General features: G+C 63.5%; 11 protein-coding genes. 5 read left to right on the plus strand and 6 right to left on the minus strand.

Annotation, left to right across the window (positions count from 1 at the left end):
• Positions 1-44: 44 nt before the first annotated feature.
• Both JH15_RS04565 and JH15_RS17460 read right to left on the minus strand, forming a co-directional pair.
• Positions 45-824 carry a sulfite exporter TauE/SafE family protein gene (locus JH15_RS04565; RefSeq protein ID WP_043527416.1) on the minus strand — a complete coding sequence of 260 codons (780 nt, stop codon included), beginning with the start codon at positions 822-824 and terminating at the stop codon, positions 45-47.
• Between the two features lie 17 nt (positions 825-841).
• Complete coding sequence (locus JH15_RS17460) at positions 842-2,263, minus strand: response regulator (protein WP_052383896.1); 1,422 nt, start codon at positions 2,261-2,263, stop codon at positions 842-844.
• A gap of 187 nt (positions 2,264-2,450) precedes the next feature.
• Between JH15_RS17460 and JH15_RS04575 the strand changes: the two genes are divergently transcribed.
• Positions 2,451-3,242: an NRDE family protein gene (locus JH15_RS04575; protein ID WP_043527419.1), complete on the plus strand. Its 792-nt coding sequence runs from the start codon at positions 2,451-2,453 to the stop codon at positions 3,240-3,242.
• Positions 3,243-3,250: 8 nt separating this feature from the next.
• Here JH15_RS04575 and ptsP read toward each other — a convergent pair whose 3' ends face one another.
• Positions 3,251-5,524, minus strand: a complete 2,274-nt coding sequence (gene ptsP, locus JH15_RS04580; RefSeq protein ID WP_043527423.1) for a phosphoenolpyruvate--protein phosphotransferase — start codon at positions 5,522-5,524, stop codon at positions 3,251-3,253.
• A gap of 62 nt (positions 5,525-5,586) precedes the next feature.
• Complete coding sequence (locus tag JH15_RS04585; RefSeq protein ID WP_043527425.1) at positions 5,587-6,090, minus strand: RNA pyrophosphohydrolase; 504 nt, start codon at positions 6,088-6,090, stop codon at positions 5,587-5,589.
• Between the two features lie 151 nt (positions 6,091-6,241).
• Between JH15_RS04585 and JH15_RS04590 the strand changes: the two genes are divergently transcribed.
• The 4 genes from JH15_RS04590 to JH15_RS04605 all read left to right on the plus strand — a co-directional run bounded on the left by JH15_RS04590 (position 6,242) and on the right by JH15_RS04605 (position 13,036).
• Entirely contained in the window at positions 6,242-6,895 is a 654-nt protein-coding gene (locus JH15_RS04590; RefSeq protein ID WP_043528825.1) for a histidinol-phosphatase, read from the plus strand.
• 236 nt (positions 6,896-7,131) lie between these two features.
• Entirely contained in the window at positions 7,132-8,673 is a 1,542-nt protein-coding gene (gene mqo, locus JH15_RS04595; RefSeq protein ID WP_081948881.1) for a malate dehydrogenase (quinone), read from the plus strand.
• A 139-nt stretch (positions 8,674-8,812) separates the two neighbouring features.
• Entirely contained in the window at positions 8,813-9,973 is a 1,161-nt protein-coding gene (locus JH15_RS04600) for an efflux RND transporter periplasmic adaptor subunit (RefSeq protein ID WP_081948883.1), read from the plus strand.
• Between the two features lie 3 nt (positions 9,974-9,976).
• Complete coding sequence (locus tag JH15_RS04605) at positions 9,977-13,036, plus strand: efflux RND transporter permease subunit (RefSeq protein ID WP_043527430.1); 3,060 nt, start codon at positions 9,977-9,979, stop codon at positions 13,034-13,036.
• Here the strand turns inward: JH15_RS04605 and rsd are convergent.
• Together rsd and JH15_RS04615 are read right to left on the minus strand one after the other, a co-directional pair.
• Positions 13,033-13,536 carry a sigma D regulator gene (rsd, locus tag JH15_RS04610; protein ID WP_043527432.1) on the minus strand — a complete coding sequence of 168 codons (504 nt, stop codon included), beginning with the start codon at positions 13,534-13,536 and terminating at the stop codon, positions 13,033-13,035. The two genes, JH15_RS04605 and rsd, sit on opposite strands and share 4 nt — an antisense overlap.
• Positions 13,537-13,657: 121 nt before the next feature.
• Complete coding sequence (locus JH15_RS04615) at positions 13,658-14,179, minus strand: disulfide bond formation protein B (protein WP_043528830.1); 522 nt, start codon at positions 14,177-14,179, stop codon at positions 13,658-13,660.

Consider the following 14,179-nt stretch of genomic DNA (forward strand, 5'->3'; position numbering starts at 1 on the left):
CGGTGTCCTGAATGAAAGAATGGTTATGCGAGACCAAGCCCAGCTCAGCCGAACAGGAACTTGATCCCGACCAGCATCAACAACGCGGCAAAGCCCAGGCGCAGCGCGGTCGCCGGCAAGGCGTGCGCCAGCTGCACCCCGAGACGCGCAAAGGGAATACTGGTCAGCACGATACCCAGGAACGCCGGCCATAGCACGAAGCCCGTACTCCAGGGCGGCAAGTCCGGATGGCCCCAGCCGGTGACAATGAACATCAGCGCACCGACCAGCGCGATCGGCACACCGCAGGCCGCCGAGGTGCCTACGGCATGGGTCATGCTTGCCCCCGCCCGGGACAGCCACGGCACGGAGAGCGTACCGCCGCCTATACCGAACAGGGCCGAGATGGCACCGATGACCAACCCTGCCACGCCCATCGCGAGGCGCCCCGGGGAGGCAGCGCCGGGCTTGGGCCCGAGCCCCAGCGCCATCTTGATCGCCACGCTGATCACGAACAGGCCGAAAAGCGTTCCCAATAGCCCACCCGAAAGCGCACCGGCAATGAACACGCCGCCAATGGCACCCAGCATCAGACCGGGTAACAGGGCCAGGAACCAGTGGCGGCGCACACTCCCCTTGCGAATATGGCCCCACGTGGACGAGGCGCTCGTCACCACGATGGTGGCGAGCGACGTGCCGATAGCCAGATGCATGGCCACCGAGGCATCCACCCCTTGCAGCCCGAAGGCAAACACCAGTACCGGGACGATGATCAGGCCGCCGCCGATACCGAACAGACCCGCGAGGGTGCCGGCCGCTGCGCCCAGCGCGAGGTAACCGAGCATCGTCAGGATAAGTGGGGTCACTGGCCGGCTTCCTCCATTGCGGCGGGCAGCCAGTGAGCCACCATGTCCAGTAGCGCCTGCGGACGATAGGGCTTGGGCAAGAAGTCGTTCATACCGGCCGCAAAATAGCGTTCGCGATCGTCATCGCCGGCGTTGGCGGTCAAGGCGATCAGCACACTGGGGCGGGCGTTCTCAGCGTGTGACTCACGCTGGCGCCAGCAGCGGCTGGTCTCGACACCGTCAAGATCGGGCATATAGATATCCATGAAGACCAGGTCGTAATGACGTTCCGCCCCCATCTCGAGGGCCTGCTTGCCACTTTGGGCAGTATCCACAGTGAGGCCCTGCGCTTCCAGCACCCGACGCGCCAGCATGGTATTCACCGGGCCATCGTCGACGATGAGAATGCGCGATTGCTTTGCCTCGGCCCCGATGCCGGCGCCAAGCAGTGCCGCCGAGGCCTGGTCAGGGTCGATCGTCCCCAGGTCGTCGGCGTCGTCGGCTGCGCTGCCCGCCAGATTGGATACCAGCGTCGCCAGATCGGCAAGACGTTCGCGCAGCGCGCCATGACGGGACAGGCTGCCCTGCGCGGCGCTCTCGTCCAGCGCATGCAGCGCATCGTCGAGTTCACGCTGCATCAGCGACAGGTACGTGGACTTGAGTCGGGACTCCTCGCGTGCCCGATCACGCAGCAGGGTCATCTTAGTCAGACTCTGCTGCTGCTCGTTGATATTCTCGAGTATCCCCATGGCATGATGATTGAGATCCTCGAGACGCACCAGACGATAAACCTGCCATTGGCCTTGGTGATCCTGCAAACGCACGATATTGTCTTTATCCTGCCGTACGTCAGGCCGCATCAGGTAATGGATATCAAGCCCCCGCATATCCGATAGGGATCGGCCAAACAGCGCCTCGAAGCTGGCATTGGCGGCAACCAGGTTATTATGGTGGGTAATGAAGGCCGGCTGGTTGAGCCGTTCGAGGATATGCACGAGGTGCGGTCGCTCGATCAGGCGCTCCATGAGCACTTCCAGGCCATCGATGAGCGCCCCCAGACGAGCGACCGGGCTTTCCTGGGGCGCGGCTGCCGGCACCAGACGCTGAGACTTCAGCCACGAAGGCAGCTCCTTGTGCAGCGAGCGCATGATGCGCTCCAGCCGATCGAAGGGCACTCCGAGGGAGAGCTCCCAGCGTTGCAGACGGTGGCGTAACAGCAGCAGAAAGGTCGTCGTGGTCAGGCCGGTACCGATCAGCAGCGCCAGGCTAAGCCAGGTGAGTGCCTGCCAGGCCTGGGATGGCGACATGGTGGAGCGCCACAGGATCGCCCAGGCCAGGATGCACAAGGCGACGAGACCTGACTGCACGACCAGCAAGGGCCAGAGCGTCGGCCAGATCAGGCTGCGCCAAAGGCTTTCCGGGCGGGTCTGGACTCGCATTATTGTCCCTGTGCGACATCAACGGTGCCACGAGTGTACGTCGCTCGACGCCGTCTGTCATGGGCTAGCCCGCGTCTCGACTCGCTGGGCCATGAGCGTGAGCGAGATGACACGTGTCAGCCTCGCCGACCACATTCGTCATATCAAGCGGCTTCCCCCGCTAAGCCGCGAGGGCTAGAGTAGACCCATGTGCCTGATTGTCTTCGATTACCAACCGCATGACTCGACGCGACTTCGCCTGGTGGCCAACCGTGACGAGTTCCACGACCGGCCCAGCGCACCGCTTCACGCCTGGGACGATCATCCAGGCATCGTCGGCGGTCGTGACCTGCAGGCCGGTGGAACCTGGATGGCGGTACACCGCCGTGGCCGTTTCGCCGCCCTGACCAATGTGCGCGACCCGCGCCTCATCATGCCTATTGATACCCCAAGCCGCGGCCACCTGGTGCATGACGCTCTCACCTGCCAGCACCTGCCGGCCTGGCTCGACATGCTCGCTGAAGGCCGCGCCATCGACTATGCCGGCTTCAACCTTCTGGCCGGTGATGGGCAGAATCTTTGGCATCTTCACCGTGGACGCGACTCGGTGCATCTCGAGCGCGTTACACCGGGTGTTCATGCTGTCTCCAATGCCGACCTGGATACACCCTGGCCCAAGGTGGCACGCGTTCGGCAAGGGCTCGCCGAGAACCTCGGCAACCCGCACGCGTCCGGCGGGAATTGGCGTGAGGCCGCCCTTGACATGATGCAGGAGAGCCAGCCGGTCGATCCACCCGAGCGACTCCCCGATACGGGAATCGGCCTGGAAATGGAGCGCCGCCTCTCCCCCCCGTTCATCGTGGGCGATACCTATGGGACCCGAGCGATGAGCTGGCTCGAATGGCGCACGAACGGCACGCTGACGATCGGGGAACGGCGCTTCGGTCCCAATGGCACCCGGCTCGATGAGCAACAACTGACCCTGTCGCTGGAAGCGTGATTTAAGGCTCAGTCACGCGGCGGCATGAGGTGAGCCAACTGCCATTCGCCCATGCGCTTCTCGAGATGCATACGTACCTCGCGTGGGCTCGCCAATCCCAGCGTTTCATCGACCAGGGTCTGCGCCGAGGTCAACGGCACTCGGCGAATCGCCGCCCTGACGCGCGGCAGACTGGGCGCATTCATCGACAGTGCATTGAACCCCATGCCCATGAGCAGCAACGCGCCGGCAGGATCGCCGGCCAGTTCGCCACATACCGAGGTCGGTACGTTCAATGCAGCCGCCTCCCGGGCCAGCCGCACCAGTGCCGACAGCACGGCGGGATGGCAGGCATCGTAGAGCCCGGCGACCCGTGGATTGTTACGGTCCACCGCGAGTAGATACTGGGTCAGGTCGTTGCTGCCCACCGAGAAGAAGTCGACGCGCTGGGCCAAGGCCTCGAGCTGATAAAGCGTTGCAGGCACCTCGATCATGACCCCGACACGCGGTTTCTCGACCTTGACCCCCTCCTCCGCCAGCTCGGCCTGCGCCCGGGCGATCAGTCGCTGGGCATCATCGACCTCGTCCACATTGGTGATCATCGGCAGCAGGATCTGTAGATTGCCCACGCCTTGTGACGCGCGCAGCATGGCCCGCAATTGCACCATCAACACTTCGGGGTGGTCGAGCGTGACACGAATCCCCCGCCAGCCGAGGAACGGGTTCGCCTCGTCGATGGGGAAATAGGGCAAATCCTTGTCACCACCAATGTCCAGGGTACGCATGACGACCGGCAGGGGGGCAAAGCTTTCGAGCTGATCGCGATACAGGCGCATCTGCTCCTGTTCGCCCGGGAAGCGCTCGGTGATCATGAACGGGACTTCGGTGCGGTAAAGCCCCACCCCGCTGATGCGCGACTTGAGCGACGCCACGGCATCCACCGCAAGGCCGGTGTTCACCATCAGCGGCATGTCGTAGTTGTCGGGCGTTCGGCTCGGCAAGTCCTGTTCATGTTCGAGCATTTCGGCAAGGGCGGCCTCCTCGTCGATCATCCCACGGTAGTAGCTGAGCAGCTCCTCGTCGGGGCGCACGAACAACCGGCCCCGATGTCCGTCGAGTACTACCGGCGCACCATTGAGCCGTGGCAGCGGTAGATCCACCATGCCCAGTACCGTGGGAATGCCCATGGCGCGTGCCAGGATGGCCACGTGCGACGAACTCGAACCGCGAATCGAGACCAGTCCGACCAGCTTGTCGCGCGCCACCTCCCCCAACGAGGCCACGCTGATCTCATCACCGATCAATACGGTGCGCTCGGGGAACGACTCGGGCGTCTGGGGGCTGCCCTCCTGAAGATGCGCCAGCACCCGGCGCCCCAGATCGCGGATATCGGCCGCGCGCTCGCGCAGGTAATTGTCGTCGACTCGCTCCATGTACTGCACGTGGCGTCGCACCACGTCGGCCAGGGCCCCCGGGGCCCACTGCCCTTCACGGATGCGCTTCTCGACTTCCTGGGTCAACGCGGCCTCGCCCAGCATCTGCTGGTAGACCTCGAACAGCGCCAGCTCCTGGGCGCTGATCCGACTGGCCAGGCGTTCGCCCGCCGCACGGATCTCATCGCGAACGCGATAGATCGCCTCCTTGAGGCGCACTATCTCGTACTCGATGTCGGTAGGAATCAAGTCGGGGACGCCATCGAGATCGGCCGGCGGCGCGATCACCACCGCCTCGCCAATGACCATGCCCGGCGAGGCGGCAAGCCCCTTGAACGTCGCCTGGCTCAATTCCTGGGCGGTGTCACGTGATGGCCGATTGAGCCCGCCCGTCGCCAGCGCATGGGCAAGCACGCCCGAGAGTTGCGCGGCCATGGTCACCAGAAACGCCTCGTCGCCTTCGTCGAAGCGACGCTTGTCCTGCTGCTGCACGACCAGCACCCCAAGCATGCGGCGCTGGTGAATGATCGGCACGCCGAGGAAGCTCGCAAAGCGCTCTTCCCCGGTTTCGGCGAAATAGCGGAATTGCGGATGACCGTGGGCATCCTCGAGATTGAGTGGCTCTTCACGCTGGGCCACCAGGCCCACCAGGCCTTCACCGGGGCGCAGGAAGACCTGACCCACGGCTTGGGCGTGCAGACCGATGGTTTCCATGAGAATGAGACGCTGCTGCTCGGTATCGAAAAGATAGAACGAGCAGACATCGGTCTTCATGGCCTTGCGAATACGACGCACCATGGTCGACAGGGCCGTATTGAGGTTACGGGCCCCGTTGACTTCCTGGACGATGCGACGAAGGACCTCAAGCATAGATAGTCTTCTTGTTGGGCCGGGTCGAAGCATGGTCGATCCGACCATGCCAGGGGCGCGATTCACTCATCGCGTTCGCTCATGCCTTGCGCCAGGCGCTGGGCACGCGGCGCCAACTCTCGCAGCGCGCGTCGGTAGACTTCGCGTTTGAAAGGCACCACCTGGCCCAGCGGATACCAGTAACTGACCCAACGCCAGCCATCGAACTCGGGCTTGGGCGTCGCATCCACGCAGATCCGATTGTCCTGGCAGCGGATCTCCAAAAGGAACCACTTCTGTTTCTGGCCGATACAGACCGGCCGTGAGTGTGTTCTCACCATGCGCCGCGGTAGACGATAGCGCAGCCACCCTCGGGTACACGCCAGCACGTCGACATCGGCCGCGGTCAGGCCGATTTCCTCTTCAAGCTCTCGATAAAGGGCCTGTTGTGGTGTCTCGTATGCCTTGATGCCTCCCTGGGGAAACTGCCATGCGTTCTGTCCTACGCGACGCGCCCAAAGCAGCTGGCCCTGGCGGTTGGCGATGATGATGCCAACGTTGGGGCGGAAGCCGTCAGCGTCGATCACGGACGTCACCTTATGAAAGCTCTATTGAAGCCCATTCTTCCACAAAGGCCGAAAGGGCATCAATACGCGTCATGACGGGGGTGAAGCGGTGTCAATGCTTCAAGGTCTCTGCAATAATCGGCGCCGCCATGCAATTCACGAGGAGCTCGACTTGAGCCTGGCCATCTTCGATCTCGACAACACCCTGATTTCCATCGATAGCGATCACGCCTGGGGCGAATTCCTGCTCGAACAGGGGGCGGTGGATCCCGTGAGCTTCCGTGAGGCCAACGAGCGCTTCATGCGCGATTACGAGGCCGGCACGCTCGATATCCATGCCTTTCTCGAAGTGGCATTGAAACCCCTGGCCGAGAATTCCCCCGAGCAGCTCAGTGCCTGGCACCAGCAATTCATGGCCAGCAAGATCGAGCCTCACATCTTGCCCAAGGCCGAGGAGTTGCTGGCGCGCCATCGCACCCGCGGCGACACCCTGCTGATCGTCACGGCAACCAATCGCTTCATTACCGCGCCGATTGCCGCACGCCTGGGGGTCGATCATCTGATCGCCGTAGAGCCGGAAAGCGTCGATGGTCGATATACCGGCCGGGTCTCGGGCGTGCCCAGTTATCGTGAGGGCAAGATCACCCGGGTCGAATCCTGGCTGGAGAATAGCGATTTCACCCTGGACGACGCCTGGTTCTATAGCGACTCCCATAATGATCTTCCCCTGCTCGAATGCGTCGACCATCCCGTGGCAGTGGACCCCGATCCCACCCTGCGCCAGGTCGCCGAGGCGCGTGGCTGGAAGATCCTCAGCCTGCGCTGATCTCCGAACACTCAGCCCCCTCTCTCGCCATCGAAGCGATAGAAAAAATTTATATTGCAATGCACAACGCCCTCAGGCCTGGCGAATCACCCTAACCTCATGATTCGTCAGGCTTAAATCGCCACGGCTCTTACCCAAGGTTTTCCTTATGGCCAACCGCTTAATCATAAAGTCGAGCTTTTGACTGCAGTTTTTCCCTGATCGACTCGCTATAATGCCACCATTCATCGCCGGTCATGGCGACCTGCCGGCCCCATCTTCAGCGACACGAATGGTTGATCACTATGGATGAAGCAGTAGACGTCGTACTCGTGGGAGCGGGTGTCATGAGCGCCACGCTGGCCACGCTTCTGCACGAGCTGGAGCCCGAGGCACGTATCGAGATCATCGAGCGCCTCGACACGACGGCCAACGAGAGTTCCTTCGCCTGGAACAATGCGGGTACCGGTCATGCCGGCCTGTGCGAGCTGAATTACACGCCCGAGGCCAGCGACGGCTCCATCGACACCACCAAGGCCATCCATATCAACACCATGTTCGAGGAGTCCAAGCAGTTCTGGAGCTACCTGGTCGAACATGGCAACCTCGGCGATCCCGCACGCTTCGTGAGCCCGGTCCCGCACATGAGCTTCGTGCGCGGCGAAAAGGACGTCCGTTTCCTGCGCGCTCGCCACGAAGCCCTGCAGAGCCATCCGTGCTTCGAAGCCATGAAATACAGCGAGGACCCCAGCGAGATCGCCCAATGGGCACCGCTGCTGCTCGACGGCCGCAACGGCAATGAAGCGATCGCCGCCACCCGGGTCGAAGCCGGCACCGATGTGGATTTCGGCGCACTGACCCGCCAATTGATTGCGCGTCTCGAATCGCACCCTGATGAGCAGATACGCACCTGTACCGGCCAGGCCATTACCGACCTGGAGCGTAACGACGACGGCACCTGGAAGCTGAAGGTCGAGGTCAACGACGGCTCACGGCGCGAGATCAACGCCCGCTTCGTGTTCCTGGGTGCGGGAGGCGCGTCACTGCACCTGTTGCAGAAGAGCGAAATTCCCGAGGCGCGCGGCTTTGGGGGCTTTCCGGTCAGCGGCCAGTGGTTGCGCTGCGACAAGCCCGAAGTCGTCTCCCGTCACAACGCCAAGGTATACAGCAAGGCGCCCATCGGCGCACCGCCGATGTCCGTGCCCCACCTGGACACACGCAATGTCGATGGCAAACCGTCGTTGCTGTTCGGGCCGTTTGCCGGTTTTACAACCAAATTCCTGAAGACCGGTTCGATCTTCGACCTGGCCAAGTCCGTGCGTTCCTCGAATCTCAGCCCGATGATGGCGGTGGCGCGTGACAATTTCAGCTTGATGAAATATCTGATCGAGCAGGTTCGCCTGTCTCACGAGGAACGGGTCGAGGAATTGCGTGAGTTCTACCCCGAGGCCAAGACGGACGACTGGCGTCTCGAAGTGGCCGGCCAGCGGGTGCAGATCATCAAGAAGGACCCCGAAAAGGGTGGCGTGCTGCAGTTCGGCACCGAGATGGTCACGGCCAGCGACGGGTCGCTGGCCGCCCTGCTCGGCGCCTCCCCCGGGGCCTCGACGGCGACGTCGATCATGCTCAACCTGATCGAACGCTGCTTTCCGCAGAAGTATGCCTCCCAGGAGTGGAAGGAGCGTCTGGCAGAGATGATCCCGGCGCGTGCCAAGGCCCTGGCCGAAGATGCCGAGCTGTTGCGAGCGAACCGTCGTCATTCACATCAGGTACTCAAGCTGGGTCATCCCGACGCCTGAATCCACGCCGCTCTATCGCTTCCCGTTGCCCTGGCGCCGCCCCGCCGGGGCAACGGCGTTTCGGCCCTGTGCGAAGCGCAGGCGGCTAGGCTATGCTGGTGCTCCTTCCGAATAACCTACAGCTATCCAAGGATGGTTCATGACGCTGCGTCGTCCTCCGCTGTCTCTGCTGGCCGCCATCGCATTCAGCCTGCTACTGCTATTGTGGCTGGCGTTTGGCGATGTGAATCGGTTTCGTGCCGACGCCCCCGAATCCCAGCCGAGGGCTGAGGAAGCCCTGCCCCGGGTCGAGTTCCAGACGAGCCAGGCACAGCGCTACCAACCCAGCCTGGTCGTCCAAGGGCAGCTCATGCCATGGCGCGAGGTCGAGTTACGGGCGCGAGCCAGCGGCCAGGTCGCCTCGCTGGCCGTCGAGGAAGGCCAGGATGTCGAGGCTGGCCAGACGCTGCTCACGCTGGACCAGGAGGACCTACCCGCACAGTTGGAGCGTGCCGAGGCCGACCTCGAGCTAGCACGCGCTGAGCTTTCCGCCTCCCAGCGCCTGCGTGAGCGCGACCTGGTGTCGAGAACCGAGCTGCTGCGTCTATCGAGCGGGGTCGCCCAGGCCAGTGCCGAAGTCGCCCGTCTGCGCCAGTCGCTCGCGCATACGCAGCCCAAGGCACCCTTCAGCGGGCGGCTCGACCGCCTCGATGTAGAAGTGGGGGATTACGTACAGCTGGGCGAATCCTGGGCACTGCTGATCGAAGACGATCGGCTCAAGGCCGACGCGTCGGTCTCCCAACGCGACGTGCATGCACTATCGCCGGGGCAGACCGTGACCCTGACACTGCTGGACGGCACCCCCCTGAGCGGTGAGGTGAGTTACGTTTCCAGTCGCGCCGATCCCAGCACACGCACCTTCGCTATCGAAGCGCGTCTCGACAATCCCGAGCGTCGTCGGCTGGGGGGCGTCAGTGCCACGCTCGATATCGCTCTGGAACCACGCCAGGCCCACTCGGTCTCCCCTGCCATCCTGGTGCTCGACGAAGAAGGCCAACTCGGTGTGAAGCGACTCGACGACGAGGACCGTGTGGCTTTCCAGCGTATCGACCTGCTCGCCGCGACCAGCCGCCGGGCTTGGGTGAGCGGTCTGCCCGATACGACGCGATTGATCACCGTGGGTGGCGGTTTCGTCGAGGTCGGTGACCGGGTCGAGGCCGTGGCCGCTCCCGAGCAGGGGCCGGGCGACACGCTGGGACTCGAGGCCAGCACCCTCTCGGGCAGCGGCCTGGCCGCGCCTGGCCCCGACGAGGAGCGTTGAGGCATGCGCACCCTGATCCTGGCCGCCCTGGACCGGTCGCGCACGACCCTGCTCGTGTTGGTGTTTCTGCTGGGCGCTGGCGCCGCGGCCTACCAGGCGATCCCCAAGGAAGCCAATCCCGACGTCGCCATCCCCATGATCTATGTCTCGATGACCCTCGAGGGGGTGAGCCCTGAAGACGGCGAACGTCTGCTGGTGCGCCCCATGGAGCAGGAGCTGCGTGCCATCGAAGGGGTACGCAAGATGACCTCCCAGGCCAGTGAGGGGCACGCCGCCGTGACACTGGAGTTCGATGCGGGGTTCGATCCGCGGCAGGCCTTGGCGGATGTTCGTGAGCAGGTCGATATCGCCCGTAGCTCGCTCCCCGACGAGGCCGATGAGCCGCGCGTGGTCGAGGTCAACGTCGGCCTGTTCCCGGTCCTCTCGATCGGCTTGTCCGGTCCGCTGGATGACAGCCAGATCGTGGCCGTGGCTCGACGTCTCAAGGAAGAAATCGAAGGGGTGCCCGAGGTACTCGAGGTGGACATTGCCGGGGAGCGCGAGGACCTGCTGGAAATCGTCGTGGATCCGTTGGTCCTGGCCAGCTACGGAATCGATTTCGATGAGCTATTCAATCTCGTCTCGCGCAACAATCGCCTGGTGGCTGCCGGCAGCCTGGATACCGGGGCCGGTCGCATGGCCGTCAAGGTTCCCGGCGTCATCGAGACACTCGAGGACGTCATGGCCATGCCGGTCAAGGTCGAGGGCGACGAGGTGGTGACCTTCGGCGATGTCGCGCGCATTCGTCCGACCTTCAAGGACCCGGCGGGTTTCGCCCGGATCAACGACCAACCCGCACTGGTACTGGAAATCTCCAAGCGCGCCGGTGCCAATATCATCGCCACTATCGAGTCGGTACAGGCGATCCTTGCCGAGTCAGCCGACCTGCTGCCCGATGAGCTCGAGGTCACCACCATTCTCGACCAGTCACAGACCGTCGAGGACATGCTCTCCGAGTTGCTCAACAACGTGCTGACCGCCGTCGTCCTGGTACTGATCGTGATCGTCGCCGCCATGGGGGTTCGCGCCGCGCTGATGGTGGGGCTGACGATCCCGGGCGCCTTCCTTACCGGCATCCTGATGATCTGGTCGATCGGTTTCACGTTGAATATCGTGGTGCTGTTTTCGCTGATTCTTGTCGCCGGGATGCTGGTCGACGGCGCCATCGTGGTCAGTGAACTGGCCGACCGCCACCTGCGAGAGGGCCAAGCCCCCGCGGATGCCTGGGCCAACGCGGCGGCCCGCATGGCGTGGCCGGTGATCGCCTCGACCGCGACCACCCTTGCGGTCTTCGTGCCCCTGTTGTTCTGGCCCGGCGTGGTCGGCGAATTCATGAAATACCTGCCGGCGACGGTCATCCTCTGCCTGCTGGCATCACTGGCCATGGCACTGATCTTCCTGCCCACCCTGGGCGCCGTATTCAGCCGCGGTGAACGCAAGCCCCAGCCCCAGACCACCGCCGCGCCTGGTGGCACCGCCTACCGGCGCCTGCTCGCCACGTTATTGCGCCACCCCGGCATGACCTTGCTGGCGGCCGTTGCGGTAATGGCCCTCGTGTACGTGGGGTATGCCCGCTTCAATCACGGGGTGGAGTTTTTCCCCGAAGTCGAGCCGGACAGTGCCCAGGTGCTGGTGCGTGCACGTGGGGATTTCTCCGTCTATGAAAAGGACGCCCTGGTGCGTCGTGTGGAAGAGCGCCTGGCCGGCATGAGTGAGGTCAAGGCGCTGTACGCCCGTTCTTTCGCAGCCCCCGACCAGCAGATCGGTCCCGACGTGATCGGTGTGGTGCAGTTCCAGCTGATCGACTGGCAGGAGCGGCGCCCAGCCAGCGAGATATTGGCCGAGATGGATCGCCGTACCGATGATCTGGCGGGCATCGTGCTCGAGTTTCGCCAACAGGAGGAGGGGCCTGCCGCGGGCAAGCCGATCCAGCTCGAAGTCAGCGGTACCCAACAGGAGCGCACCCTGACGGCCGTGGATGAGTTGCGCGGCGCCATGAATCGCCTGGGGGGCTTTCGCGATATCGAGGACAACCGCAGCTTGCCGGGCGTCGAGTGGCGTGTACAAGTGGATCGCGAGGCTGCCGCTCGCTTCGGCACCGATATCGCCAGCATCGGCAGCGCCGTTCAATTGGTCACCAACGGCTTGCTGCTGGCTACCTATCGCCCGGCTCACGTCACTGATGAAGTGGATATCCGGGTACGCCTGCCAGAAGGCTGGCGCTCCCTCGACCAGCTGGGGCGACTGACCCTTAACACCCCGCGCGGGCAAGTGCCCATCGATCATTTCGTCTCGCTTGAGCCGGCACCCAAGGTAGGCACACTGCAGCGTATCGACGGGCGACGTGCCATCACGCTGGAAGCCGATGTCGAGGCTGGCTATCAAGCCGATGAGCGCATCCAGGCCCTGCGCGACGCCATGGCGTCACTGCCTGACGGCGTGCAGGTCAACGTGGCCGGGGAACTGGAAGATCAGGCCGAAACGTCGCGCTTTCTGGGCTCCGCCTTCCTGATCGCGATCTTCCTGATGACGGTGATTCTGGTAACCCAATTCAACAGCCTGTATCAGGCCGCCCTGGTACTTTCGGCGATCGTATTCTCGACGGCGGGCGTGCTGATCGGTCTGCTGGTCAATGGGCAGCCGTTCGGTATCGTCATGGTGGGCATGGGCATCATTGCCCTGGCGGGCATCGTGGTGAACAACAACATCGTGTTGATCGATACATACAATGAATTGCGAAGCGAGGGACTGGAGCCCCTGTCGGCCGCGCTGGAAGCAGGTGGGCTACGCCTGCGGCCGGTCCTGCTGACCGCGATCACCACCGTTCTGGGCCTGATGCCGATGGTACTGGGGGTGAACGTGAACCTGTTCGCCCCCTCACTGGGCATTGGCGCCCCGTCCACCCAGTGGTGGACCCAGTTGTCGAGCGCCATCGCCGGAGGCTTGACCTTCGCCACGGGGCTGACCCTGCTCCTGACCCCCTGCATGCTGGTACTGGGGGCGCGACTATTCAAGCATCGCTAGGCAGACGTCGGCGAGTTGGCCTGGGCTCCCGGGGGCGGCGAATGCGCGGCATGCAGACGCCCGATCAACTGATCTTCAAGGGCAAAGCGCTCGGTCAGCCCTCTGGCCAGACGCTCCAACCAGGCGGGTAGCCGTGGCAAGTAGTGCTGGCAGCGGATGGGCGAGGCGTAATCCTCATCGAAGGCGAGCACCATTTCGGTGGACATTTCCAGACGCTGCAACAACTGCTCGGCGATCGCCAAGGCCTCGGTATCGTTGAAGGCCTTGGCTTCTTCGCGAAGTTGCGGATAGATCTCGAAGTGGCCGGCACTGATGTAGTCCATCAGCACTTCGCTGAAGGCGTCGATGCGGGCCTTTTCCACGGCGTCGAGGTCGGCGTCGCAGGCTTCCTGCAATTCGACGAAATTGACCAGCATCTCACGTCGCTGGTCGAGCCAACGATCGATCAGCTGATGCACGCCCCCCCAGCGCTCCAGGGCGGATTGGCAATTTTCCAGCATCGGCGTCTCCCTACTTCTTCGGCAATCCCGACGTCATTCCAGCCGCCGGCGCGGACTGACAGACTCACTCGACCGAGGCCCGCTGTCAATCCCGCTTTATATCGCTTGGGAAGCGATGAAATCACGCCACGGCCCGTCCGCGGATGCCACGCACCAGAATGGCCAAGGGAAACAGCCCCAGCACCACGAAGCCCACCAGCGTCCAGGCCGGTAGCGACAGGCCGAGGAACAGGAAATCGATGTCGGCACATTCGCCCGAGCCGGTAAGCACATGCGTCAGCACATCGCGCATCGGCAGCACGTCCATCATGTAATCGAGCCCCGGGCCACAGCTCGGCACCTGATCGGGCGGCAACGACTGCAGCCATACGTGGCGTCCTGCCACGGCGATGCCACCCGCGACACCGACCAACCCCAGCACGCCATAGAGGATGCCCCAACGGCCTTTGGGATTGTGCAGGGCCGCTACAGCCAACACCGCGGCTGTCGCCAGCACCGCAACACGCTGGAAGATACACAAGGGGCACGGTTCGAGGCCCATCACGTGTTCGAGGAACAGAGCGACGGCCATCATCAGCACACAGAACAGCAGCCCGGCAACGCTCGCCTGACGAACGCTAACGTCCTTGAGAGAATGAGGCAT

Source organism: Litchfieldella xinjiangensis (assembly GCF_000759345.1).
GTDB classification, from domain to species: Bacteria; Pseudomonadota; Gammaproteobacteria; order Pseudomonadales; family Halomonadaceae; genus Litchfieldella_A; species Litchfieldella_A xinjiangensis.